The sequence below is a fragment of the Rubrivirga sp. SAORIC476 genome (genome assembly GCF_002283555.1).
Classification (GTDB): Bacteria; Bacteroidota; Rhodothermia; order Rhodothermales; family Rubricoccaceae; genus Rubrivirga.
Genome location: NZ_MVOI01000007.1, coordinates 44,131 through 69,364 on the forward strand (window position 1 = coordinate 44,131; position 25,234 = coordinate 69,364).

General features: G+C 72.6%; 23 protein-coding genes. 3 read left to right on the top strand and 20 right to left on the bottom strand.

From position 1 onward, the window contains the following. Positions 1–18 precede the first annotated feature (18 nt). The 3 genes from B1759_RS15830 to B1759_RS20050 all read left to right on the top strand — a co-directional run bounded on the left by B1759_RS15830 (position 19) and on the right by B1759_RS20050 (position 4,402). Complete coding sequence (locus B1759_RS15830; protein ID WP_095516057.1) at positions 19–2,553, top strand: heavy metal translocating P-type ATPase; 2,535 nt, start codon at positions 19–21, stop codon at positions 2,551–2,553. A gap of 45 nt (positions 2,554–2,598) precedes the next feature. Then, positions 2,599–3,405: a sigma-70 family RNA polymerase sigma factor gene (locus B1759_RS15835; RefSeq protein ID WP_095516058.1), complete on the top strand. Its 807-nt coding sequence runs from the start codon at positions 2,599–2,601 to the stop codon at positions 3,403–3,405. A gap of 148 nt (positions 3,406–3,553) precedes the next feature. Further along, positions 3,554–4,402 (top strand): DUF305 domain-containing protein, encoded by an 849-nt coding sequence (locus B1759_RS20050; RefSeq protein ID WP_095516059.1) that lies wholly within the window; start codon positions 3,554–3,556, stop codon positions 4,400–4,402. Positions 4,403–4,405: 3 nt separating this feature from the next. Here B1759_RS20050 and B1759_RS15845 read toward each other — a convergent pair whose 3' ends face one another. From B1759_RS15845 to B1759_RS15935, 20 genes are all read right to left on the bottom strand, one after another. Beyond that, positions 4,406–5,326 carry a hypothetical protein gene (locus tag B1759_RS15845; protein ID WP_095516060.1) on the bottom strand — a complete coding sequence of 307 codons (921 nt, stop codon included), beginning with the start codon at positions 5,324–5,326 and terminating at the stop codon, positions 4,406–4,408. Positions 5,327–5,403: 77 nt separating this feature from the next. Beyond that, a complete protein-coding gene (locus B1759_RS15850) occupies positions 5,404–5,817 on the bottom strand; it encodes a four-helix bundle copper-binding protein (protein WP_095516061.1) in 414 nt (137 codons plus the stop codon). Between the two features lie 252 nt (positions 5,818–6,069). Further along, positions 6,070–8,157 carry an AarF/UbiB family protein gene (locus tag B1759_RS15855; RefSeq protein WP_095516062.1) on the bottom strand — a complete coding sequence of 696 codons (2,088 nt, stop codon included), beginning with the start codon at positions 8,155–8,157 and terminating at the stop codon, positions 6,070–6,072. Between the two features lie 21 nt (positions 8,158–8,178). Beyond that, the gene (locus B1759_RS15860; protein WP_095516063.1) at positions 8,179–8,553 is read right to left on the bottom strand and encodes a ferredoxin family protein; all 375 of its coding nucleotides are present in this window, start codon (positions 8,551–8,553) and stop codon (positions 8,179–8,181) included. 65 nt (positions 8,554–8,618) lie between these two features. Then, on the bottom strand, positions 8,619–9,677 hold the full coding sequence (locus B1759_RS15865; protein WP_095516064.1) for a type II glyceraldehyde-3-phosphate dehydrogenase: 1,059 nt from the start codon (positions 9,675–9,677) through the stop codon (positions 8,619–8,621). A gap of 46 nt (positions 9,678–9,723) precedes the next feature. Next, positions 9,724–11,406, bottom strand: a complete 1,683-nt coding sequence (locus B1759_RS15870; protein ID WP_095516065.1) for an AarF/ABC1/UbiB kinase family protein — start codon at positions 11,404–11,406, stop codon at positions 9,724–9,726. Next, positions 11,403–12,737, bottom strand: coding sequence for a glucoamylase family protein (locus B1759_RS15875; RefSeq protein WP_095516066.1), 1,335 nt, complete (start codon positions 12,735–12,737; stop codon positions 11,403–11,405). Before B1759_RS15875 ends, B1759_RS15870 begins: the two co-directional genes overlap by 4 nt. A 3-nt stretch (positions 12,738–12,740) precedes the next feature. Further along, on the bottom strand, positions 12,741–15,149 hold the full coding sequence (locus B1759_RS15880; RefSeq protein ID WP_095516067.1) for a phosphoketolase: 2,409 nt from the start codon (positions 15,147–15,149) through the stop codon (positions 12,741–12,743). A gap of 66 nt (positions 15,150–15,215) precedes the next feature. After that, positions 15,216–16,229 carry a prolipoprotein diacylglyceryl transferase gene (locus B1759_RS15885; RefSeq protein WP_095516068.1) on the bottom strand — a complete coding sequence of 338 codons (1,014 nt, stop codon included), beginning with the start codon at positions 16,227–16,229 and terminating at the stop codon, positions 15,216–15,218. 39 nt (positions 16,230–16,268) lie between these two features. Beyond that, positions 16,269–16,421, bottom strand: coding sequence for a hypothetical protein (locus B1759_RS19830; protein WP_158225308.1), 153 nt, complete (start codon positions 16,419–16,421; stop codon positions 16,269–16,271). Between the two features lie 19 nt (positions 16,422–16,440). Further along, the gene (locus tag B1759_RS15890; RefSeq protein ID WP_095516069.1) at positions 16,441–16,731 is read right to left on the bottom strand and encodes a cold-shock protein; all 291 of its coding nucleotides are present in this window, start codon (positions 16,729–16,731) and stop codon (positions 16,441–16,443) included. Positions 16,732–16,922: 191 nt separating this feature from the next. After that, a complete protein-coding gene (locus B1759_RS15895; protein WP_158225309.1) occupies positions 16,923–18,008 on the bottom strand; it encodes a phosphatidylserine/phosphatidylglycerophosphate/cardiolipin synthase family protein in 1,086 nt (361 codons plus the stop codon). Positions 18,009–18,232: 224 nt separating this feature from the next. Further along, positions 18,233–19,501, bottom strand: coding sequence for an MFS transporter (locus B1759_RS15900; protein WP_095516071.1), 1,269 nt, complete (start codon positions 19,499–19,501; stop codon positions 18,233–18,235). 7 nt (positions 19,502–19,508) lie between these two features. Continuing rightward, positions 19,509–20,549 carry a cation diffusion facilitator family transporter gene (locus tag B1759_RS15905; protein WP_095516072.1) on the bottom strand — a complete coding sequence of 347 codons (1,041 nt, stop codon included), beginning with the start codon at positions 20,547–20,549 and terminating at the stop codon, positions 19,509–19,511. Between the two features lie 29 nt (positions 20,550–20,578). Next, on the bottom strand, positions 20,579–20,893 hold the full coding sequence (locus B1759_RS15910) for a DUF5676 family membrane protein (RefSeq protein WP_095516073.1): 315 nt from the start codon (positions 20,891–20,893) through the stop codon (positions 20,579–20,581). Positions 20,894–20,925: 32 nt separating this feature from the next. Next, entirely contained in the window at positions 20,926–21,084 is a 159-nt protein-coding gene (locus B1759_RS15915; protein ID WP_095516074.1) for a DUF2933 domain-containing protein, read from the bottom strand. Continuing rightward, on the bottom strand, positions 21,068–22,018 hold the full coding sequence (locus B1759_RS15920) for a patatin-like phospholipase family protein (RefSeq protein ID WP_095516075.1): 951 nt from the start codon (positions 22,016–22,018) through the stop codon (positions 21,068–21,070). The genes B1759_RS15915 and B1759_RS15920 overlap by 17 nt, the downstream gene beginning before the upstream one ends. Before the next feature lie 12 nt (positions 22,019–22,030). Then, positions 22,031–23,407 (bottom strand): site-2 protease family protein, encoded by a 1,377-nt coding sequence (locus B1759_RS15925; protein ID WP_095516076.1) that lies wholly within the window; start codon positions 23,405–23,407, stop codon positions 22,031–22,033. A 10-nt stretch (positions 23,408–23,417) separates the two neighbouring features. Beyond that, positions 23,418–24,083, bottom strand: coding sequence for a hypothetical protein (locus tag B1759_RS15930; RefSeq protein WP_198948952.1), 666 nt, complete (start codon positions 24,081–24,083; stop codon positions 23,418–23,420). Further along, positions 24,080–25,234: an NAD(P)/FAD-dependent oxidoreductase gene (locus B1759_RS15935; RefSeq protein ID WP_095516077.1), complete on the bottom strand. Its 1,155-nt coding sequence runs from the start codon at positions 25,232–25,234 to the stop codon at positions 24,080–24,082. The genes B1759_RS15930 and B1759_RS15935 overlap by 4 nt, the downstream gene beginning before the upstream one ends.

A 25,234-nucleotide genomic window follows, 5' to 3' on the forward strand; every position in this document is an offset into this window, starting at 1 on the left:
CGCCAAATACCGATCTCCATGCCCGCAGCTCTCGCCTCCGATCCCCTTCCCGTCGCCTCGGGCGACGGGGTCTCGCCGCCCGACGTGCAGTCACGCGCGACCCTGGGCGTGGAGGGGATGACGTGCGCAGCCTGTTCGACACGAGTCGAGAAGGCCCTTCAGGCCGTTCCGGGCGTCCACGAGGCGACGGTCAACCTGGCGACCGAGCGGGCGACGGTCCGGTTCGACGCGGCCGAGACGACGCCGCTGGCGCTCGCGGAGGCCGTCCAGCGCGCGGGCTACGACGTGCGGACCGAGGAGGTCTCGTTCGCCGTCAGCGGGATGACGTGCGCGGCGTGCGTCGGGCGCGTCGAGAAGGCGCTCCAAGGGGCGGACGGCGTGGTCGAGGCGTCGGTGAACCTGGCGACCGAGCGCGCCCGCGTCCGCTACGCGGCCGGGACCGACGTCGAGGCGCTGTACGAGGCCGTCCGCCGGACCGGGTACGACGTGGTCGAGGCGACGGACGGGGCGACGGCCGAGGACGCCGAGCGCGAGGCGCGCGAGCTCGATCGAGGGCGGCTGCGGCGGCGCCTGTTGTGGGCGGCCGGGCTCTCGCTCCCGCTGTTCCTGGTGGAGATGGTCCCGATGGCGATCCCCGGCGGGATGGCGTGGGTGGACGGGCTCGTCCCGATGCAGACGCGGTGGCTCGTGGCCTTTGGGCTGGCGACGGCCGTCCAGTTCGGGCCGGGCTGGCGGTTCTACCGCGCCGGGTGGGCGGCGGCCCGGCACGGGTCGCCCGACATGAACACCCTCGTCGCGCTCGGCACGACGGCGGCCTACGGGTACTCCGTCATCGCGACGTTCCTGCCGGGCGTGCTCCCGGCCGGCGCCGTCCACGTCTACTACGAGGCGTCGGCGACGATCATCACGCTGATCCTCCTGGGCAAGTGGTTCGAGGCGCGGGCGAAGGGGCAGACCTCGGACGCCGTCCGCGCGCTCTTGGGACTGAGGGCCGAGACCGCCCGCGTGGTCCAGGGTGGCGTCGAAACGGAAGTGCCCATCGAGGACGTGGCCGTGGGCGACGTCGTCCGCATCCGCCCCGGCGAGAAGGTGCCGGTCGACGGCGTCGTGACCGAGGGGACGAGCTACGTCGACGAGTCGATGGTGACGGGCGAGCCGGTGCCGGTCGAGAAGACCGAGGGCGGGGCGGTCGTGGGAGGGACGGTGAACCAGGCCGGGGCGCTCTTGGTCGAGACGACGCACGTGGGCGCCGACACGGTCCTCGCGCAGATCGTCCAGCTCGTCGAGGAGGCGCAGGCGTCGCGCCCGGCCATCCAGGCGCTGGCGGACCGCGTCGTCGCCGTGTTCGTGCCCATCGTCCTCGTCGTCGCCGCGGTCGTGTTCGGGGTCTGGCTCGCCGTCGGCCCGAGCCCGGCGCTGACCTACGCCCTCGTGGCCGCCGTCTCGGTCCTCATCATCGCGTGCCCCTGCGCGATGGGGCTCGCGACGCCCGTATCGGTCATGGTCGGGACCGGGAAGGCGGCCGAGTTGGGCGTCCTGTTCCGCAAGGGCGAGGCGTTGCAGACGCTGAGCGAGGCCGACGTGGTCGCCCTCGACAAGACGGGGACGCTCACGGAGGGGCGCCCGACGCTCACCGACGTGGCGCTGGCGCCGGAGGCCGGTCTGAGCGAGAGCGACCTGCTCCGGCTGGTGGCCGCGGTCGAGGTGTCGAGCGAGCACCCCGTCGCCGACGCCATCGTCCGGGCCGCCGACGAGCGCGAGATCGACCTCCCGACCGCGTCCGACTTCGAGGCCGTGCCCGGCTTCGGCGTGCGCGGCGTGGTGGAGGGCCGCCGCGTCGAGGTCGGCGCTGACCGGTTCATGGAACGGATCGGGCTCGACGTGGGGCCGCTGTCCGACGCTGCGGGCGCGCTCGCGGCCGAGGGCAAGACGCCGCTCTACGCGGCCGTCGACGGCGAGCTGGTGGCGGCGCTCGCCGTGGCCGACCCCGTGAAGGCGACGACGCCCGCGGCCATCGAGGCGCTCCACCGCGCCGGGCTCCGCGTGGCGATGATCACGGGCGACAACCGCGCCACGGCCCAAGCGATCGCGCGGCGGCTGGGGATCGACGAGGTGCTCGCCGAGGTGCTCCCGGCCGACAAGGCACAGGCCGTCCGCGACGTGCAGGGCGAGGGGCGGCGCGTGGCGTTCGTCGGCGACGGGATCAACGACGCGCCCGCGCTCGCCCAGGCCGACGTGGGCGTGGCCATCGGGACCGGGACCGACGTCGCCATCGAGGCGGCCGACGTGGTGCTCATGCGCGGCGACCTCACGGCGCTCGTCGAGGCCCGGGCGCTGAGCGCGGCCACGCTCCGCAACGTCAAGCAAAACCTGTTCTGGGCCTTCGCCTACAACGTCGTGCTCATCCCGGTCGCGGCGGGCGCGCTGTACCCGGTGTTCGGCGTGCTGCTCTCGCCGGTCCTGGGCGCGGCGGCGATGGGGCTCTCGTCGGTCTTCGTGCTCACGAACGCGCTCCGCTTGCGCCGCTTCACCCCGCCGAGGGTGGCGGGGTAACGCTCCGTGCCTCGCTGCGTTTGTCTGGGTGCCTCCTTCCGATCCATGTCCGTCTCCCCCACCCTGCTCGACCAAACCCTCGCCGCCCAGGGCGAGGCGCTCGTCGCCTACGTCCGCCAGCGGCTCGGGCCGGAGGCGGCCCAAGACGTGGTCCAGGACGCGCTCCTCCGCCTGGCCGAACGCGCGCCCGAGTTGGACGACCAGGCCGACCTCACGCGCTGGCTGTGGCGGGTCGTCCGCAACGCGACCGTCGACGCCAACCGGCGACGGGAGGCCGCCGAGCGCCGCGAGACCGCGTGGGCGTCCGAGCAGCCCGAGGCTGCGATGCCGGCTGGCGACGAGCCCGCGTTGTGCGCGTGCTACCGCCCGCTCCTGGACGGGCTGGCGCCCCAGGCCGCCGAGGTGCTCCGCGCTGACCTCAACGGCGAGGACCCCGCCGCGCTGGCGGACCGGCTCGGCGTCACCCCGGGCGCCCTCCGCGTCCGCCGCCACCGCGCCCGGGCGGCCCTGGGCGAGCGGCTGGCCGACGTGTGCCGCGCGTGCGCGGGCTGCCTCGACTGCTCGTGCGCCCCTCCCCCATCCGATTCCCCCGCTTCACTCTCCACCCCCACCATGGACACACCAAACACCTCCCAGAACGACCAGACCTTGCGCTTCGGCATCGAGGGCATGACGTGCGGCGGCTGCGTCGCCGCCGTGACGAGGGCGCTGGACCGGACGCCCGGCGTGGCCGTCGAGCACGTCGGCCTGAACGAGCCCGCCGTCGTCCGGCTCTCCGACGGCGCCGACCGCGAGGCCGTGCGCGGCGCCGTCGAGGGCGCGGGCTTCCGCCCCGTGTTCGACGCCGCCTGAGCCTCCGGCTCGTCGGCTGGGGCCGCCAGACACCCTCACGGGGGTGCCCGGCGGCCCCAAACCTTAAAAGGCGCTCAGGTGAGACGGAATCGCCGATCCATCAGGGGTCCGGCCGGTATCACTCCGTCTCATCCCCCTCAGCCCCTCCATGTCATACGGACGCTTCTTCGCGATGATCGCCGCCTCGACGGTGGCCATGTTCATCCTCATGTACTCGACGGTCTTCTCCACGGACCACATCTGGTGGAGCAGCACGAAGACGCTGATGGCGGTCTACATGGGGGCCACGATGGCCGTCATCATGCTCGCCTTCATGCTAAAGATGTACGACGACAAGCGGAAGAACGTCGCCATCTTCGTCGGGAGCGCCGTCGTGTTCGCGCTCGCGTTCTTCCTGTTCCGGGGGCAGACGACGGTCGGCGACGTGACGTGGATGAAGCAGATGATCCCGCACCACTCGCTGGCGATCCTGACGAGCGAGCGGGCCAACATCTCGGACCCCCGCGTGCGTCGCCTCGCCGACGAGATCATTCTGGCCCAGCGCCGCGAGATCGCCGAGATGGAGGCGCTCATCGGCGACCTCGAAGACTCGGACTACGAGAGCCCTGACCTCCCGCCGACGGTGCCGGAGGTCGAGGGCGGCTCGGAGGACATTCCGGAGGCGCCCGTCCTGACCGTCGGCGCGAGCCCCTTCCGGGGCGACGTGCTGGTCCTGGACGAGGTGACGGTCGAGTCGGACGCCTGGGTCGTCGTCCATCCCGAGGCGCCGGGCGGCGGGCCAGACGCCACGCAGGTTCTGGGGCGCTCGTTCGTGATGCACGGGACGAGCGAGCGCGTGCCGGTCGACCTCGACGCGCCGCCGACGGGGACGCTGTACGTGATGCTCCACGACGACACCGGCGAGATCGGCCGGTTCGAGTTCGGTGGGGCCGGGACGCCCGACCAGCCGCTCACGTCGGGCGGCGCGCCCGTCGTCGTCGAGGTCTCGGTGCGGTAAACCTCAGGCGGCCGCCCGGTCAGCGCGAGCGCGGAGCGGGAGGTCGACGAGCATGGGGAGCCCCTGGACCGCCGCGGCGACCAGGAACGCGACGCCCCGGGCGTCGGGCACGGCGACGAGGGCGAGGACCATCGCGGCGCTGAGGAGCGCGGCCGTGCCGTAGAGCGCCTTGCGGGCGCCGCCGTGGGCGACGGCCGCGCTGTAGGCGAAGCCGAGCGCGCCGACGAGGAACCAGAGGTGGAAGTAGGCGGCGTGCTGGAGCTCGGCGGCGTCCACCAGGCGGTCCCCCGTCTTGCCGCCGTGGCCGCCAGCGTCCGAGCCGGCCGGCGGCGTACTGGCGGCGGTGTCGTCGGTGGGTACGGGACCGCCCGGTTCGCGGGCGTCGGCGCCCTCCGGGCTGTCGTGGCCTCCGTCCGGATGGGCGTGCCCGCCCGGGTCGCCCTCGCCCGCGTCGGGGGAACCGGTGGACTCGCCGTGACCACCGTCGGGGTGGGCGTGCCCGTCCTCGCCCGAACTCTCCGCGGCGGCGGGTCCGTCGCTGACGGCTCCCGTCGCGCTCTCGGAGGCGGAGGACCCGGCGTGGTGGCCCGGCTCTCCGTGGCCCGAGGCGCTCTCCGCGGCCCCGCCGTGCCCCGACCCGTCGTGGGTGTGACCACCGCCGCCGACGACCACGCCGACGTTCACGGCCAGCGCGGCGGCCACCAGCCCGACCCAGACCCAGTGGTGCGAGTCCGTCCGCCCCCGCGCCTTGATGGCCACGGTCATCCCGACGGGCGGGAGCATCAGGAGCGCCCAGACGGCGACGATCGAGCCGAACACGCTCATCCCGAAGACCTCGGTGCCCGCGACGCCCATCGCGTGCGTGGCGAGGTACCCGGCGGTCGTGGTGACGCCCCAGGCGGCGAGGAGGGACTGGTCGGTCATCGCGTGAGGTCGGACCAATGCGGCGACGGCGCGGCCCTGGGTCGAGGCCGCGCCGCCGGAGGAATGGGCGGAGTGAGCTAGGCCGTCGCGCCCTGGGGCATGGCGTCGAGGAGCGACTGGCAGGCCTTCGAGCACTCGCGGCAGCACTCCATGCACACGCGGCAGTGGTCGTGCATGTCGGCGTGCTTCTCGCACTCGTCGGCACAGGCGTCGCAGGCGACGCGGCAGGCCTCGAGCTGGGCGCGGAGGAGCTGCGTGTTGGGCTCGGTCATCCGCGAGACGGCCCGGCCCGTCACGGCGCAGACGTCGGCACAGTCGAGGTTGGTGCGGATGCAGTACGTGAGGTCCATGTCCGAGTCCTCGCCGAGGCAGGCGTCGGCGCAGCTCGTACAGCACTGCTCGCAGGCGAAGGCGGAGTTGACGAGCGCGACGATCTGGTCGAGCTGGTCGGACGGGTTGGGGTGGGTGGAGAGGATGTCCTGGGTGCGCATGGCGGAAGTGATGGGATGTGTGGGACGTGTGCCGGAGTGGCGAGCGTTTCACGACGTTCTGTCCCTGGCGGTTCAGCGCGAGAACCTCCAAACCCTCACCGGTGCGCTGTACCCGTCGACAGGCGCCTCTTCGCCACGTGATTCAGGAGTTCCCCCGTACGTCGTCGGGCCACGTGAGGATGTCCTCTTCAGATCGTGCTCGGTCGCCTCGGCGTCGAGCGGTGGGAGACTCGCCTGCCGTATCCGGGGCCGCTACAGGTCGGGCACCTCGTCCAGCACCCACCGGAAGTCGCACACCGGAGCGCCGATGGCGAGGGTGCCGGTGCGTTCGAGCCGCCCGCCCCACTGTTCGGCCAGGGGGAAGTCGAGCCGGCAGAAGGTGCCGTAGCAGAGGTCGCCCTCGCCGTGCCGTACGAAGTACTCGGCCACCGGGCACTGCAAGCAGTCGAACGCGACGACAGCCTGCCCCGCACCAGCGGGGTGCTCTCCCGCCTCTACGTCGCGCCACTGGTAGGCGGGTGGGCCGAAGGGGAAGCCGCGGAAGAGCCGCGTGGCGACCTCCATCTTCTTACGGGGGTCGTCCGTGAACGCGCTCGCGACGAGGAACGGCCCCTCCCCCATCCGGGTGTAGACGAGCCAGCCGATCTCGTAGAGCAGCTCCCGCGCCTCCTCCGGGCGGTGCCCCGCCGCCACGAGGGCCTGGTTCATCGCCCGCACGGCCCCGGCCAGGTGGAGGATGAACGTGGGGCCGATCTGGTCCAGCACGGGGGTGTCCGACTCGATCTCGCCATAGCGCCGCCACCCCGCGTCGAGGAGCGCCTCGACTTCAGCGATGGGGTGATGACGCCGGAGCACCGTCCGCGCGCTCGGGTCCACGACGACGCGGAGGAGTCCGGCCCCCCGCTCGGCCTCGCGGAGGCGAGCGAGCAGCCCGTCGAGCATCTCGCCCCACAGCGGGCCAGACCCGGCATCCTCGATGTTCTCGCGGAACGGGTCGCGGGCCTCGGGGGGCAGGATCTCGCCCGTCAGCAGGAGCTCCGGGAGGAGCTGCCCGGCGTGGTGCCGGAGCCGCCGCGCGTCGGTGGCGCGCCGGGCGAAGGCCCGCGCGATGACGGGCCGCGTCACGCGGTCGAAGTGGAGGTCCGGGGCGAGGGTGAACGTGAGCGCCTCGGCCGTCGTGATGGCCTTGGCGTGGAGGAGGAGGCTGCTCGGGAAGACGAACCCGTGGCGGTAGCCGCTCGCGATCATCTCCAGGTAGACCTGCGTGATCGTCGTCTCGGCGAGGACGGAGCGGTAGAACCGCTCGGCGAGCCGCTCGAAGTCGGAGAAGAACGCGGCCTCGTCGGCACCGGGGAGCGGGCGCGTCTGCCACGTGAAGTGGTAGAACGCCCTCCGCGTCTGGCGCTGGACGACAGCCAGCCAGTAGAGCACGAAGTGGTCGCGCTCGCCCTCGCTCAGTGCCCCGACCATCCCGAAGTCGAGGAGCGTGATCGTGCCGTCCTCACCGAAGAAGACGTTGCCGGGGTGGAGGTCGGCGTGGAAGAGGCCGTCGGTGACGAACATCTGCATCTGCACGGCGATGAGCTGCTCGACGAGCCGCTCCCGCGCCAACGGGGTGAGGCGCTCGGTGGCATCCTTCAGCCGGAGCCCCTCGGCCCGCTCCATCGTCAGGACGCCGGGGGCGGTGTAGTCCCAGAACACCTCCGGGGTCATGAGCCCCTCCCACCCTGCGAAGTTGCGCCGGAAGCGGTCCATCGTGCGGCCCTCCTCGGCGAAGTCGAGCTCGCGGAGCGTGTAGCGCCGGAACTCGGAAAAGAACTCCACGAGGTTCGCCCGCTGCGCGCGGCGTGGCGAGAGCCGGGCGAGCCACCCGACGAGACGGCCGAGCATCTCCATGTCGGCGCGCATCCGCTCGCGGATACCGGGGCGCTGCAACTTGACGGCGACGCGCTCGCCGCCCGGAAGGACGGCGAAGTGAACCTGCGCCAGCGAGGCCGACGCCACCGGCTCGGGATCAAACGAGCGGAACGCCGTTTCCACGCTACGGCCGAGCTCGCGCTCGACGACGGCGTGGACCTCGACGAAGGGGAACGGTGGCACCCGCTCCTGAAGCACTTCGAGTGCGGCGACGTACTCCGCCGGGAGCACGTCGGGCCGCGTGCTGAGGATCTGGCCGAGCTTGACAAACGTCGGTCCCAGGTCGAGCAGCGCGGCCACGAACCGCTCGGGCACGTCGAGCCGTGCGGCCCGCTCCCCCGGGCTCAGCCGGACGAAGCGGCGGTAGGCGCGGAACTGCCCGAGGGCCGTCCGCACGATGGGAAATAGGCGACGACGGGTCATGGGGGAGTCCCTGCAAGGAGATCAGGTTCCAGGCTCGTCCTGCACGTCATCTTCCCACGTCAGGATGTCGGTCTCGGAGCGGGGGCGCTCGGCGCACGACAGGTCCGTCGCCGGGGGCGACTCGGGCCGTTTCTCGATGAGGTTGTGGCCGAGCGCCTGCCAGCGGGGCGCGAGGTAGGCGTTCCACTCCGCGTAGTGTGCCCACTTCTCTGGCAGCTCGTCTTCGGGGTAGATCGCCTCGACGGGACACACCGGGACGCAGGCGTTGCAGTCGATGCACTCGTCGGGGTGGATGACGATGAAGTTCGGCCCGACGTAGAAGCAGTCGACGGGGCAGACCTCGACGCAGTCGGTGAAGGTGCAGCCCACGCAGGGCTCGGCGACGATGTAGGCCATTGGGGTTCGAGCGAGTTGAGAGAACCGACAGGGCGTGGCACGGTGGCCACGCCCCCGACAGGGAATCACACGCTGGCCGGTTCGGGCACCAGCCGCCCGGTGATGCCGAGGGCCTCGTTGGTCTTCTCGATGGACGCGGCCCCGTCCGGCTCGATCTCCGCGAGGGCCCGGATGGCGTCGATGGTCTCGGGGATGACGATGGCCTGGTTGTCGACCATGTAGGCGTAGAACGCCTCGTCGCCCTGGACCTTCAGCATGTCCTCCCAGACGGCGACCTCGTAGAGGTTGTCGTGCGGGCGGCCGAGGTCGGCCATGAGCTCCTTGACGGTGTTGAGCGCCGTCAGCCCGTCGGCCATGCGGATGAAGGCGATGCGCGACGAGGTGCGGAGGGCGTCGAGCACCTCGTCTTTCGAGGCCTCGCGCGTGAGCTGGACCGTCCAGTAGTGGAGGTGGGCGAGGGTCTCCGGCGCTTTCACCGCCATCGTCACCACGTCGAGCTCGGGGTCGACGGTCTGGGCGTCCGGCCCCTGATGGCTCGGAATCTCGGGCTCGGGCACGAGCGTGTTCATGATGCCGCCGAGGTGGCTCTCCCACGGGTCGGTGGCGCGGCGGATGAGCACGCCGCGGGCGCGTTTCAGGAGCCCGGCCCGCTTGAGCGCCGAGAGCGTGCGGACGGTCGAGGTCGTGTTGCACGAGACGACGCGCGTGCTCTGGCGGCCGAAGGCGGTGTCGTAGTTGTTCTCGGCCGTGAACGAGTGGCCGGTGACGGTGTGCTTCTCGCCGCCCTGCACGATGAACTTGATCCCGCGCTCGCGGTAGCGCTCGACGTTGCCGGCGGCCACCTTCTTGGGCGTGCAGTCCACGACGACGTCGGCGTCGCCCAGGAGGTCGTCGAGGGTGCCGGCCGGGTCGAGGCCCGCCTCGGTCATGGCGCGGACGTGCTCGGGCGTGGCCCCGTAGAGCGGGTAGCCCTTCGCGCGGGCCACGGCCACGCGCCAGTCCGTCGCCACGTCGGCGACGCCGGCGAGGGTCATGTCGTCCTGCGCCGCCACGGCGTCGGCGACGCGCTTGCCGATGACGCCGTAGCCATTGACGGCGATGCGGACGTTCTGTGAGTCAGTCATGGGGATTCCTCTCGGTGGTTGGGGTGGTCGATGAGAACGAAGGGAGTCACAGCCGGCCGCGACGCCAGAGCGCCCAGGCGAGGCCGAGGACGAGGACGACGGCGAGGGCCGCCACGGCCACGAAGGCCGGGTGCCCGCCGGTCGGGTGATAGGCGAGGGCGAGCAGGCTGCCCCCGACGACGAAGGCGGCCGCGAGCACGCTGGCGGCGACGCGGTTGGCCGCCCGGTCGAGCCGCCGGAGCGTCTCCGGCGAGGGGTCCGTTGTGACGGCGAGCGGGAGGGCGCCCTCTTCGAGCCGTCGGCTCAGGCGGCGGAGCTGGCGCGGGAGCGTCTCGCCGAGGTCGGCGAGGTCCGCGAGCGACCCGCTCAGGCGACGGACCTGGGCGCGCGGCGAGAGCGTGCGGAGCCAGAACCGCCGGACGTAGGGGAGCGAGAAGGCGAGGATCTCGAAGTCCGGGTCGAGTTGGAGCGCGGTCCCTTCGGCCATCGCCGTCACCTTCGCCAGTTGGACCAGTTCGGCCGGGAGGCGGAGGCGGTGGCGCCGGGCCACGTCCATGATCTCCTGGAACGCCTCGGCCGCGGCGACCTCCTTGAGCGGGCGCGTGGCGTAGCGGCGGCGGAGCCGCTCGAGGTCCTGCTTGAGCGGGCCGCGCGCGACGGCGTCGCCCGTCACGCCGAGCGCCGTCAGCTCGTCGACGAGACGGTCGGTGTCCTCGGCCGCCAGGGCGAGGACGATGCGGAGCAGGGCCTGCCGCGTGGCCGCGTCGAGCGCGCCGACCATCCCGAAGTCGAGCAGCCCGATCCGCCCTCCGGGCAAGACGAGGACGTTGCCGGGGTGGGGGTCGGCGTGGTAGAACCCGTTGTGGAGCACCATCGCCAGCATGACGCGCGTGGCCGTGCGGGCGAGCTCGCGGCGGTCCACCTCGGCGGCGTCGAGCGCTTCGGCGTCGTCCACCTTGATCCCGTCGAGCCGCTCCATCGTGAGCACGCGCCGGGCGGACCGCTCGGCGAACACGGCCGGGACGTGGAGCATCGGCTCGTCGGCGAAGTCGCGGCGGACCTGCTCGGCGTGACGGGCCTCGGCGGCGTAGTCGAGCTCGGCGCGGAGCGTGAAGCCGAACTCGCGGACCCACCCCTGGACGTCGTAGTCGCGGCCCCAGCTTGTACGCGAGGCTGCAGCGCGCGCGAGGTCGCCCAGGAGCACGAGGTCCGCCTCGGCCTGCGCCTCGACGCCGGGCCGCTGCACCTTCACCACGACGGCCGTGCCGTCGGGGAGCGTGGCCGCGTGGACCTGCCCGATGGAGGCCGCCGCGAGAGGCTCGGGGTCGAAGTCAGCGAAGAGGGCGTCGAGCGGCTCCCCCAGCTCGGCCTCGACGACGGCGCGGACGGCCTCAAAGGGCACGAGCGGCGCGTGGTCCTGGAGACGGGACAGCTCCGCCGCGAGGTCGGACGGGACGAGGTCTGGGCGCGTGCTCAGCACCTGCCCCAGCTTGACGGCCGTGACGCCGAGGTCTTCGAGGGCGAGGCGGAGGTGCTCGGGCCGGGTGTAGGGGGTCTCACGCGCCTCGTGGCGGAGCGCTCCGCGGTGGAACGGGACGAACCGGCCGAGCCCGAGGTCGAGCACGAGCCAGCCGAGCCCGTGGCGGGCCAGAGCCCCCGCGATCTGGCGGAGCCGCCTCGGCCGCGACGGCAGTCGCGCGGGCGGGGTCGCGGTGAGAAGGCCGCTCATGAGGCCGTCCGGCTGAGGGCCCGCGGTGTCGGTTCCATCTCCAGCCACCCGCCCTCGAAGCCGGCGCGGCGGAGTCCTGCTCGCACGTAGGGCGACCGCCCCACCCGCTCCCAGACGCGCCCCGTGCGGTGGTTCTCGATCATCAGCGCGAGGGCTCCCCGGTCGATGCCGTAGACCCAGGGGCAGGTCCAGCCAGCCGCCCCCCCCTCCCGTATGGGGTACGTGGGGTTGAAGGCGGCGTCGAACCCGTAGGGGCTCGACGCGCCAACGTGAATCTCCTCGAAGCGTCGGAGCGTGGGCAGCACGACCTCCGGGGCGAAGGGCAGCGAGGTCGCGGCGGCCCACGGCGCGATGGTGCCGTCGTCGGGGCCATAGGGCGCGCCGCGGGCGCTGTACCCGAGGAAGCGCCGCTCGACGCCGTCCACGACGAGGGTGGTGGGGCCGGGGCCATGGCAGGCCGTGAACCCCCAGCAGCAGTCGCAGTAGCCCTCGAAGCCGAGAGGGTTGCGGACGGCGTACTCGCGCTGCACGAGCGTGGCGCGGCGGGAGTTCTCGAAGTAGTCGCTCCCCTTCTCGCGCATGTACGCATCCTGGATTCCACGGAAGTCGATCCAGAGGTGCGAGTACTGGTGGATGAAGAGCGGGCCGGCGTAGAGCAGCTCGTGGCCGTAGAGGCACTTCCACGCGTACGTCCGCGTCCACGCCGCGTAGCTCTCGGCCTGGATCGGATGGGTCGGCGAGCCGAGGGCGAGGACGTAGAGGATCAGGGCCTCGTCGTACCCCTGCCAGCGGTACGGGAGGAACCCCGACTCCGGCCGCCAGCCGTGGGTCAGCGTGAGGCCTCCATCGAGCGGCCACTGCCAGTCTACGCGCCGGTAGAGCGCGTCGGTGACCGCGCGGATCTCCCGTTCGTCCTCGTCGTCCCCGTCGAAGTAGGACGTCGCCGTCAGCGCTCCGGCCAGGAAGAGCGCTGTGTCGATGGTCGAGAGCTCGGACTCCCACGCCCGGCGGCCGGTCTCCAGGTCCAGGAAGTGGTAGTAGAAGCCCCGGTGCCCGGTCGCGTCGGGGGCCTCGCCCTGGGGGCTGTCGCAGAGGAATCGGAGGACGCGGAGGGTGCGCTCGGCCGCCTCGGCGCGAGAGAGCAGGCCGCGTGCCACGGCGACGGGGTACGCCCCGAGCGCCATGCCCACGGCCGCGATGCTGCACGCGGTGCCGGGCATCGTGCTGTCCGCCACGAGGCCGGTGCGCGGGTGCGCCGCGTCGAGGAAGTACCGGAGCGCGTTGCCCTGGAGGGCGTCGAGCAGCCGGTCGTCGTCGGTGGGCGTCGTCATGGCTCAGGCCCCCTGGACCCCGGTCGGCGAGGCGGGCTCGTGGGGCCAGACCCAGTCGCGGACCTCGGGCAGGTCCTGTCCGTGCCGGGCGATGTACTGCTCGTGCTCGACGAGCCGGTCGCGCATGGCCTGCCACACGTGGGGGCCGTGCGGCCCGACGGTCGGCACCCGGTCCACGACGTCCATCACGAGGTGGAAGCGGTCGAGGTCGTTGCGGACGACCATGTCGAACGGGGTCGTCGTGCTCCCCTCCTCCTTGAAGCCGCGGACGTGGAGGTTCTGGTGGTTCGTCCGGCTGTAGGTGAGCCGGTGGATGAGCCAGGGGTAGCCGTGGAAGGCGAAGATGACCGGCTTGTCGGTCGTGAAGAGCACGTCGAACTCGCGGTCGCTCAGCCCGTGCGGGTGCTCGCGCTCGGGCTGGAGCCGCATCAGGTCGACGACGTTGACGACGCGGACGCGGAGCTCCGGGAGGTGCCGGCGGAGGAGGTCCACGGCGGCCAACGTCTCCAGCGTCGGGACGTCGCCGCAGCAGGCCATCACCACGTCCGGCTCGGCGTCGCGGTCGTTGCTCGCCCACTCCCAGATCCCGATCCCGGCGGCGGTGTGCTTGATGGCCGCGTCGAGGTCGAGGTACTGCGGCTCGGGCTGCTTGCCGGCCACGATCACGTTGACGTAGTGGCGGCTCCGGAGGCAGTGGTCGGTGACCGAGAGGAGCGTGTTGGCGTCGGGCGGGAGGTAGACCCGGACGACCTCGGCCTTCTTGTTGACCACCACGTCGAGGAAGCCGGGGTCCTGGTGGCTGAACCCGTTGTGGTCCTGCCGCCAGACGTGCGAGGTGAGGAGGTAGTTGAGCGAGGCGAGGGGCCGCCGCCACGGGATGTCGCGCGTCACGTCGAGCCACTTCGCGTGCTGGTTGAACATCGAGTCGACGATGTGGATGAAGGCCTCGTAGCACGAGAAGAAGCCGTGGCGGCCGGTGAGGAGGTAGCCCTCGAGCCAGCCCTGGCAGAGCTGCTCGCTCAGGACCTCCATCACGCGGCCGTCGGGGGCGAGGTGGGCGTCGCTCTCGAGGACGGGCCCCATCCACGCCCGGTCGGTGACCTCGAAGAGGGCCGTGAGCCTGTTCGAGGCCGTCTCGTCCGGGCCGACCACGCGGAACGTCTCGGGGTTCATCGCCATCACGTCGCGTAAGAGCCGCCCCATCACGCGCGTCGCCTCGCCCATGACGGCGCCGGGCGCGGGGACGTCGACGGCGTAGTCGCGCCAGTCGGGCATCCGGAGGTCCTTCAGGAGCAGGCCGCCGTTGGCGTGGGGGTTCGAGCCCATGCGTCGGTCCCCCTCGGGAGCGAGGGCCGCCAGCTCGGGGGCGAGCCGCCCGTCCTCGTCGAAGAGCTCCTCGGGCCGGTAGCCCCGCATCCAGTCCTCCAGGAGGGCGAGGTGCTCCGGGTTCTCGGCCAGCCCCGCTAGCGGCACCTGGTGCGAGCGGAACGTGCCCTCGACGGGCACGCCGTCGACCTCGTCCGGCCCGGTCCACCCCTTCGGAGAGCGGAGCACGATCATAGGCCAGCGCGGACGCTCAGTGACGCCGTTCTCTCGTGCGTCCTGCTGGATGCGCTGGATCTCGGCGTAGGCTTGGTCGAGGGCGGCGGCCATCCGCTGGTGCATCGCCTCCGGCTCGTCGCCCTCGACGAAGATCGGGGCGTAGCCGTAGCCCACGAACAGGCTCTCCAGCTCCTCACGCGGCATCCGCGCCAGCACGGTCGGACCGACGATCTTGTAGCCGTTGAGGTGGAGGACGGGGAGCACGGCCCCGTCGCGGGCCGGGTTGAGGAACTTGTTCGAGTGCCAGGACCCGGCGAGCGTCCCCGTCTCGGCCTCCCCGTCGCCGACGACACAGCAGGCGATCAGGTCCGGGTTGTCGAAGACGGCCCCGAAGGCGTGGGCGAGCGAGTAGCCGAGCTCGCCGCCCTCGTTGATGGAGCCGGGCGTCTCGGGCGAGGTGTGGCTCGGGATGCCGCCGGGGAACGAGAACTGCCGGAACAGCTTCCGCATCCCCTCGGCGTCCTGCGTGACGTCCGGGTAGTGCTCGGTGTAGCTCCCTTCGAGGTACGTGTTGGCGACGAGGCCGGGGCCGCCGTGGCCCGGCCCGGTGACGTAGAGCACGCTCGGGCCGTGCTCGCGGATGAGGCGGTTGAGGTGGACGTAGATGAAGTTGAGCCCGGGCGTGGTGCCCCAGTGGCCGAGCAGACGCGGCTTGACGTGCTCCAGCGTGAGCGGCTCGCGGAGGAGCGGGTTGTCGAGGAGGTAGATCTGTCCGACGGAGAGGTAGTTGGCCGCGCGCCAGTAGGCGTCGATGCGGCCGACCTCCTCATCGGTGAGGGGGCGTGTGTCCGTCTGTTCATCGGTAGTCATGGTGGATTGAGTCTTGGGGAGAATCTGTTTCGGTACCGTTCGGCGTGGCCGGAAGGAGTGGCGGGGTCAGGCGTCGGCGACCTCCTCCCTGAGTGGGGCGGCGCGTTCCCCTCCCGAACCGGGAGCGGGCCCTTCGAGGGCCGGTCCTCGGCGCGTCGTCACGGCGAGGCCGACGAGTCCGGCGACGACGAACAGGACCGAGATGATCTGCGACTGCGGCAGCCCGAAGGCCGCCTCGGGGTTGACGCGGATCTCCTCGATCAGGAAGCGCTCGGCCCCTGCGAACACGGCGTAGAGCGAGAAGAGCCAGCCGGCCTTGAACGGGTGTTTCCGAAGGAGCCACAGGACGCCCGCGAGAGCCGCCGCCATCGCGAACTCGTAGAGCATCGTCGGGTAGACGCCGTCGGGGGCGGCGAGCGCGCACTCGGCCCCCCGGACCTGCGCGTTGAAGGCGACGGGGTCCACGGCCGTCCGCCCCGGACCGACGACGTTGCGGGGGAACGTCTCGCTCCAGAGGAAGCCGGGGATCCACGAGGGCTTGTCGGCGAGCGACGAGCAGACGCCCCAGTCGCCGTCGCCGGCGAGGTAGCACCCGACGCGGCCGATCCCGTAGCCAAGCAGCAGGCCCGGCGCGGCGGCGTCGGCGAGGCGGGGTACGCGGACGCCCTTGCGGTAGGCGTACACCGCGACGACGACCGTCGCCACGACGAGGCCGCCGTAGAACGTCAGCCCCGAGGTCGAGAACACCATCCCGGCCGGGTCCTGCACGAACTCGTCCCAGTAGTCGACGACGTGGAACAGCTTGGCCCCGAGGATGCCGAAGCCGCCCGCGAGCAGCATCAGGGTCCAGACGAGCGCCGAGGGGCTCTGCGCCGTCGTCCGGGTGCGACCCTTCTCGTCCTTTCCCGAAACGCGGACCGCGCCGACGAGGCCGATGCGGTACATCCGGTCGAGCTCCTTCCGCGTCATCCACGCCGCCGTGAGGAGGGCGAGGGCGACCATCAGCCCGAACGAGTAGAGCGGGAGCTCGAGGTCGACCCCGAGGAGGTCGTGGAAGAGGTCGCTGAGGCGGGGGTACATGTCAGGGGCCGGTGCGGAGTCGGTCTGAAGGGGGTGTGGCTAGGCTCCGGGGCCGCGCCGGTCGTCGCGCTCGTCGGGCGGGGCGTTCGACGCCCGACGGCCCTGCCACCACGGCAGGACGTAGAGCACGAACACGACGAGGAGGATGAGGCCGCCGAGCCAGATGGCGAGACCGTAGGGGACGTCGTGCATGAGAATGGGGGTCGGAGGTTTAGGCTTCGGGATCGCCGGGGCGGACGGCACCGCCTTCGTTCTCCCACCGCTGCACGGCGGGGAGCAGGGTCAGGTCGGTCGCGGTGCGCTCGCCGTCGCCCTCGCGCACCCGGAACCGGACGCGGTCCCCGGTCGCCAGCGTGTCGATGCCGCACGCGCGGAGCGCGCCGGAGCGGACGGAGCACGGCGGCGCGCCGTCGTCGGAGGAGATGAGCCCGACCCCGCGCTGGGGGTCGAACCACTCGATGGTGCCCGTCGTGTGGGTGGCTGGCTCTTCGGTCGTAGGCATCGGTTTTCTCAGGCTGTGTGTGGACCGCGCGGCGGCGGGGATAGCGGCCCCTCCCCTACCGGGTGCGGGGCCGCCGTGGACGGGGCTGACGGCCCGGCGGCGAGCGATCCGTGGTGGACGTTCATCATGCGCTGGCAGTCCTCATATTCGATTGCGTCATCGTGGTGGTCTCAACCGTCCGCCCGAGTCCGTCACAGCCAGCGCCGAGCGGTCCGGCCGACCAGTTCAGCGATCATCCCGCCCCATGGCCGTCTCGACCAGCCGGGAGCGGTGAGCTCCACCGCATCGCCCAGGTCGGTCCGGAACTGTTCTTCGAGTGCCGTGCATAGCCCCCGGTTTGCGGAGAAGAGGTTGAGCTCGTAGTTGACGAAGAAGCTGCGGTAGTCCAGGTTCGCCGTGCCTACCGTCGCCGCCACCCCGTCGACGACGGCGGTCTTGGCGTGGAGCACCCGTGGCTGGTACTCGAAGACCCGAATGCCCGCCGAGAGCAGCGTCCCGTAGGTGGCCCGCGCTGCCCAGCGCGCGACCGGGACGTCGCTCTTCCCGGGGAGCAACAGGCGCACGTCCACGCCGCGCTGGGCGGCCCGCACGAGCTCGTTCTGAGTGCGGCGGTCCGGCACGAAGTAGGGGGTCGTGACGAAGAGGCGCCGCTCGGCGCTCTGGAGGAGCCGGTCGTACAGGCAGTGGACCTGATGCCGGCAGATGCGGGAATGGTTGGGGATGAGCGCGTCTCCGTCCTGAGTGCCCGTCGGGGCTGCGCCCCCGCGCTCGCCCGCCCAGAACGCCTCGGACAACTCCGACGCGCGCGTGGCCAGAGCGCCGTGCAGCCGAACGTGGGTGTCCCGCCAGCGCCTCGGCCCGAACGCCGACCGCGAGCTCTCTCGGTGGAGGTTGAAGCCGCCCACGTACGCCTCGCGGCCGTCGACGACGAGGAGCTTGCGGTGGTTGCGCCGGTAGAACCGGGAGGGCTGGCGCCAGCTCCACCGGTGGAAGCGGCGGACCACCACGCCCTGTCGCCGCAAGTAGCGCTCGAGGCCGCGCGAGAACGAACCCATCGAGCCCGCCGCGTCCACCATCAGGCGCACTCGGAGGCCCGCGCGGGCTCGATCGGCGAGGGCCGCGCCGACGCGCCAGCCCACCTCGTCGGCGGCGTAGATGTAGGTCTCCACGTCTACGCTCCGCCGGGCCCCTCGGATGGACGCGACCATGGCGTCGTACAGGTCGTCGCCCTCGGTAAAGAGCACGTAGTCGCTCGTGCCGCCCGTCGGCCAGGGCACACACTCGACCCCGGGGTGCCTCCCGCGCCGGGGCTCGGTATCGGTCGCCGCGCTCCGTGCGGTCGTGGCCCCGCTGCGAGCGAGACGTGGCGCCCTCGCGTCGCCTTTGGGCGCGATGACCGCTGCCGACGGGGCGCGCATGCCATCGGCCGGCCGGTTGGAAGAAGCAGGCGGGGTCTGCATGAGGGCGCCTCGTGGAGGGCTGGCGGTGTCGGAGAGTGTCCTCATGAGCCGTCGTGCGGGGTGTCGAGACACACGGGAAGGGGCGCGGCTCCTAGGGTGTGGCTCAGACCTACGGTCCCGGCGGCGACGGCCAGGGCGACCCCGCCGGCAGCGAGGAAGGGCAGGTCCACCTGCCAGGCGAAGAGGAGGCTCCCCACGAGCGGGCCGAGGATCTGCCCCAGACCGCTGGCGGTGCCCAGCAGCCCGAGCCCGGTGCCCGCCTGCGAGCCGCTGCGGTCGGCGGCGAGCGTGAGGAGGTTCGGTGTGACGAAGGCGACGCCGAGCGCCAGCAGGCTCACGGCCGCGAGCACGGCCGGGACGCGAGTGAGGGCGGGCAGCAGGAGCAACCCCGTTCCGAGCATCGCGAAGCCCAGCGCGACCTGGACCCGGACCCGGACCCGGCCGCTCAGCCATCCGACGGCCCCGCCCTGGAACACGGCCATCACCCCCCCGCACAGCGCGAAGGCGAGGCCGATCTCTCGTAGCCCGAAGCCGAGCACGCGGTCGGCGTAGAGCGCGAAGACGGCCTCGAAGAGCGTGAGCGCGGCCTGGGCGACGAGCACGAGGGCGAGCACACCACCGAGCCGTCGGGCCAACAGTCCCCACCGCACCGGCACGCGGGCTACCTCTTCCGGCGCGGCGGCGCGCCTCGACGCCGGGAGCGACTGGCCTGGGAGGTAGCGGACCACCAGCGGTACCGCGGCCAGCGTCAGGCCCGCCGCCACGAAGAAGGGGACCGAGAACCCGTCGAAGACGAGGTGCCCCGGCGTGAGGGTCACGTGCCACGCGTCCCGCGCCAGGAGACCGCCGAGCGCGGGTCCAGCCACGAAGCCGAGGCTGACGGCCGTCCCCAGCCACGCCATCGCCCGGCCCCGCTCCCCCTCCGGGACCGCGTCGGCGACGGCCGCGGTGGCGGCCACGACGAGCGCCGCCGCGAACGCGCCGCCGGCCAGGCGCGCCCCGTAGAGGAGCGGTAGCGAGGTCCCCAGCCCGAAGGCCACCTGCGAGAAGGCGACGCCGACGAGACCGAGCACCACGAGCGCCTTCCGACCGTGCCGGTCCGACCACCCTCCCCACAGCGGGGCCAGCACCAGCTGCGTCAGCGCGTAGGCACTCGTGAGCGCCCCCACGTGCAGGGCGACCCGCTCTGGCGTCGCCGCCCGCCCGAGCGCGAGCCGCTCGACGAACGCCGGTAGCACCGGGAGCGTGAGGCCGAATCCGATCATGGCGAGGAAGAGGGCGAGGAAGAGGAGGAGCAGGGGGCGCGGCATCACGGAGCTACCGCGGCGGACCGTGGAGGCCGTTCGAGGTCGGTTTGGTGGGGCCGATCACCACCGAGCTTGCGCCACGCTCGACCGTCCCCGGCGGCATCGCGGCCGAGGCCCCTGGCCCCGCCCACGTCGCGTCGATCGCGCGGGCCTCTTCCCGTTCGAGGCAGGTCGTCTCGACCTGGACCGTGGAGAAGTACACGTCGAAGTCGTCCCGGAGCAGCGCGAAGACGTGGCGCTGGAGCGCCTGCGCGTCGGTGCCCTCGTCGACGAGGACGTGGAGTGAGACGACGTCTTTGCCGGTCGTGAGCGCCCAGGCGTGGAGGTGGTGCGCCTCGCGCACGCCCGGCAGCGCCTCGACGGCGTCCTTCACGGCCCCGAGGTCGAGGTCGTCGGGGACGGCCTGGAGCAGGATCCGCAGCGCGCCCCGGATGATCCCCCACGACGCCCACACGAGCACGACGCCGAAGCCCATCCCCAGGATCGGGTCGATGGCGAGGAAGCCCGTGAACCGGATGACGAGGGCGGCGACGATGATGAGGATGCTCCCCACGAACGTCTGCATCACGTGCCAGAAGGCCCCCTTCATGTTCAGGTTGCCCTTCTGCCGGGCGTAGAGCAGCCGGAGCGCGATGACCTCGGTGACGAGGCCGCCCGCCGCCGCCCACAGCATCGGCCCGGTCTCGACCTCCATCGGGTCGCGCAGCCGCATCGCCCCCATCCAGAGCACGAGCGCGGCCATGCCGAGGAGGAAGAGCCCGTTGAAGAGCGCCCCGACGATCTCGGCGCGGACGAGCCCGTAGGAAGCCCGGTCCGTCGCCGGGCGCTCGGCGTAGCGGCCCGCGACGAGGGCGACGAGCACGCCGCCCACGGCCGAGAACGTGTGGAAGGCGTCGGAGGTGACGGACACGGAGCCGGTCCAGAGCCCGATGGCGAGCTCGACGACGAAGTAGACGCCGGTGAGGAGGCCGGAGATCTTGAGCGCACGGGCGTTCCCGGCCGTCGCGGGCGGGAGACCGTGGCCGCCGGAGGAGGCGCGGGTGGGCTTCATGGAGGCGTTCCCAGGGTTCACGGAGACGGTTAGCGCGACGGGTCGTAGAGGTCGCTCCGGGCCGCAACGGCCGACCCGGCCAGCGCCGCCGTCCCCCACCGCCGGTAGATCGCGTTGTAGACGAGGGCGAACCCGCCGCCGAGATAGACCCCCCACAGGAAGCTCTCGGCGAGCCCCAGCAGGAAGCTGCCGAAGCCGATCCACTCGAACGCCGGGAGGACGATCTCGAGGAACTGGTGCATGTGGACGCTCTCGGGCGTGACGAGCCCGTAGACGACGCAGAGGACGAAGCTGAGGGCCGCAAAGAGGGCTGCCGCCCAGGTGGTGAGGCGGAGGTTGAGCATGACGGTCTCGGTAGGGTGAACGGAGGGGCAGATCAGTGCCTGTGCCCGGCTGGCTCGTCGGGCGGCGGCGGGATGCTGTCGTGTCCGCCGTGGCTGTGGCCGCCGTGACCGTGGCCGTGGCCGAACAGGTGCATCGCGATGAAGGCGATGAGCAGAAACACGAAGAACCAGTTTTCAGCGAGCCAGCCCATGACGGGGTACCAGGTGATGCGTGGAGGATGTGTCCTCGGGGAGCGGCGGGGCCTCCGGGTCCAGGAGCGCCGCGAGAACCGTGCGGTGGTCCCGGACCACGCGGACCCCGGCCGCGACGCACTCGCGCCGGGCCGCGAAGTCGAGCGTGTCGATGGCGCGACGGAAGGCGGGCCGGAGGACGAGGTCGGCCTGCTGGAACCCGGCGTCGGCGTGGCTCAGGTTGCAGACCTCGGTGGCGCGGCGGAGGGCCTGGAGGCCGTTGCGGACCTCGGCTGTGGCGAGGGCCTGGGCGGGGTTGACGGCGACGACCACCGGCGGCCCCATCTCCCGGGCGACGCCTACGGGGGCGAGGTCGGCGTAGGCCCCGTCGGCGAGGAGGAGCCCGTCGCGTTCGAGCGGGGGGAGCACGCCGGCCAGGGCGACGCTGGCGTAGACGGCCTCGGCCGCGTCGCCGGTGCGGATCACGTGGCGGCGCCCGCCGCGGAGGTCGGTGGTCGAGACGGCCACGGGCAGGCGGGCGTCCTCCAGGTTCCGACCCTGCGTGAGCGTGCGGAGCGCGCGGAGCCCCGCCTCGCGGGCGGGCACGCCGATGCCCCACCCCGTCAGGAGCCGGTAGGCGAACCGGGCGCCGAGCCGCCGAGCCCGGAGCCTGAGGCGGAGCGAGTCCCGCTGCTGCTCGGCCGTGGGCATGGGTGCCGGGAACGCCCGCGTGTCCATCGCCAGGAGCGCCGGGTACCAGTCCTCGCGGAGGCCGTAGCCCACGCTGACGGCGGCCCCCATCGAGACGCCGACGAGCGCGGACGGGCGGTAGCCGTCGGCTTCGAGCGCGCGGAGCACGCCGACGTGGGCGAACCCACGCGCCCCGCCGCCGGCCAGCACGAGCGTGAAGGGCCGGTGGGCAGAGCCGGTGGGAGGGGTCGCGGCGGCGGGCATCGAGGGGCGCGGCTAGAGGTAGGGGCTGTGGATGCCGAAGGCGTCGTAGAGCGCGTGCGGCACGGGCAGGAGGATCAGGAGGAGGACCGCGAAGGCGACCGCCCCCAGCGCCACGCGCCCGGGGCCGACGCGGCTCACGTCGTTGAGCGGGGGCACGTCCGTGGTCCCGGCGACGAGGACGATGAGGAGCGCCCACACCAGGAGCCCGCTCCAGACGAAGAGCCCGAGCACGACGAGCGCCCCCAGTGCGGCGAGGCCCACGACCCGGGCCATCCGGTGGCCGAGGAGGGCGTGGACGAGGTGCCCCCCGTCGAGCTGGCCCACCGGGATGAGGTTGAGGGCCGTGACGAGCAGGCCCAGCCACCCGGCGAACGCGACCGGGTGGAGCACGAGCCGGTGCCCCTCCAGGACGGCCCCGCCGAGCGCCGCCTTCGCGAGGACGGCGAAGAGCACCGACGAGCCCACGTCGGCCCCACCCATCATCATGCCCGGTGCCGCCGGTCCCGTCACGACGGTCGAGTCTTGGAGCCCGATGAGGAGCGCCGGTATGGCGATCACGAGGCCCGCCAGCGGTCCGGCCACCGCCACGTCGAACATCTGCCGGCGGTCGGCGGCGAGCGACTTCATTTTGATGAAGGCCCCGAACGTCCCCAGTGCGAACGGGATGGGGATGAAGTACGGGAGCGAGACGGCGATGCCGTGGCGCCGCGCGGTGACGTAGTGCCCGAGCTCGTGCGCGCCCAGGATGAGGAGGAGCGCCAGGGCGTAGGGCAGCCCTTCAGCGAACCGGCCGGGCTCGGCGAGGAGGTCGACACCCCGGTGCGCGGCCCCGGCCCACGTCGTCGTCGCCAGCGTCGCGAGCAGGAGGACGAGGTTGAGCCACGCCCAGCCTCGTCGTTGGACGGGTGACGGGAGCGCCGCGGCTGGCGCCAGCACGAGGCGGGGGCGGCCTTCGCCGGTCTCCTGCAGGAGCGGCGTGAGCGCGCTGCCCTCGAAGCGACGGCCGAGCTCGGCGAAGGCTGCGTCCGGCTCCATCAGGAGGGTCCCTTCGATGACGTAGTGGTCCTCCAGCCGGTACTGCGCGAGCGGGTAGATGACGTCGACCGTCCGGAGGATGAGGTCTTCAGGCACCCCCCGCTCTGACCCCCGCCCCTCTTGCACCACCTCGACGGAGGCGTGCGGCCCCACCCCGGTCCCTGGAGGCTCACGCGAGACGAATAGCATGACGGCGAAGCACAGGGCGAGCGCCCCGAGCACGAGCCACGCGGGGACGGCCACGGCGCTCGTGAGGACGAGCGCCAGGAGGACGAAGGGGAGCAGGCACAGCACGACCATCAGGAGGGCGTGGCCTCGAGCGGGTGGGCGCTTCTGCGGGTACGGATGCGACATGAGAACGGCGTCAGCGGTCCGACGGCTGGAGTCCGGCGGCGGCGGCGGCCGTCTCGGCCTGGGCGAGGTAGCGCTCCAGGAGCCGGTCCACGAGGCCGTCCGGGTCGTCGTCGTAGAGGACCTCGGCGCCGGTGGCCTTGAACAGGGTGTCCTCGAGGGCCGGGAGGACGTCGGTGATGCCCCCGGTCCCGGCGAGCACCCCGATCAGCTTGCCCTCCTCGTAGGCGATGGCGAACTCGCCGAGCGTGCCCGACCGGCCCCCGACCACGACGACGACGTCGCTGCTGTGGATGTTGACGAGCTCGCGGCCCATGAGCCCGAGCCCGGTGTAGATGAGGACGCCGTACTCGCGGAAGGGCGACGCGAACGTCTCGACGTGCTCGCGGAGCGACGTGGCCGGCGAGATCCCGACGACGTGGCCGCCCGCCTTGTAAGCCCCGAGCACGGCCTCGTGGGGCAACCCTGGACAGGCCCCGGTGAGCAGGCAGCACCCGCGCTCGGCGAGGGCGCGGCCCAGCGCCCGGCACTGGGCGGCGACCTCGGGGTCCTGCGCCTCGGCCGCCGAGCCCATGACCCCGACCCGGATCTGGACGCCCGTGGTCGGGTCGCGTGCCACGGCCGAGCCGCTGGTGGCGGGGTTCGGGGGAGCGGGCGGGCGGGGGGCGAGCGGGTTCATAGCGAAAGCGAAGTCGGGACGGCCTCGGGACCGTGCTCGCACCAGAGGCACCGGCAGTCCTCGCCGTGGCAGGCCGGCTCGGGGAGCGGCGGGTGCGGGCCAAAGCGCGCGAGCTCGTGGAGCACGGCCGTCGTCCGGGTGGGTTGGTAGAGCCGCCGGAGGGCGGCCATGGCGTTGCCGGAGGCGGCCCGGCGCAGGACCTCCTCGTAGCGCTCGGGGGGGAGCTGGCCGAGGAGCACGCGGTTGGCGAGCGCGACCTCGAGGCCTGGCACGAGGAGCTCGCGGCACAGGGCGTCGTAGTCCTCGCCCATCGTGATGGCACGGGCGGCCAGCACGCCCGACAGGAGGGCCTGGCGCAGGCCGAGACCCCAGAGAGCGTCCTGGAACCCGGCCCGCTCGCCCACGAAGCGGAGCCGTCCGCTTCGCGAGTACGGTGGGGCCACGCTGAAGCTGACGACGCCCCCGCTCCGCCGGGGCGAGCGGACGTCGCACCCCGTCACCTCGCCGACGGCGTCGAGGGCTCGGTCGACGTACGTGCCCGGTTTGCACGCCTGAGCGGCCGGGTCGAAGAGCCACACCGAGAGGGCGGCCCGGCCGTCGCGGACGAGGAGCGAGGCGTAGCCCCCCGGGGCGAGGTGCTCGTCGATGAAGCCGACGACGGCGTCGGGGTGGTCGGTCTCGAAGGCGACCCGCTCGACGCGGGCGTCGGCCCCGCGGGGGCCGGTGGCCACGACGACGTGGCGCGCGTCGCTGTGGTCGACGCGCTGGCCGAAGCGGAACTCGGCCCCGGCCGCGAGCGCCAAGTCCCTCAGGCTCCGGTCGAGCGCGCCCGCACGGTGCCCCCGCTCAACGAGGTAGGCGAGCGGGCGGGAACCGGAGACGGTGTGGGGCTGGCGGTCCGGGCCGTAGACCGTGGCCTCGCGGACGGGCTCGAACCGGACGTCGTGCGTGACGCCGAACCCGGCGAGGGCTGTGGCGGCGTCCTCCTCAGACGACCAGTTCTCCAGCACCTGGAGCTCGCCGTCGAACCGGCCGCCGACGTCGGCGGCCTGCTCGAACACGACGGGGCGGAGGCCCACCCGGGCGAGGTAGAGCGCGGCGGCCAGCCCGGCCGGTCCGGCCCCGATAACGTGGACGGTGGGGAGCGGCAT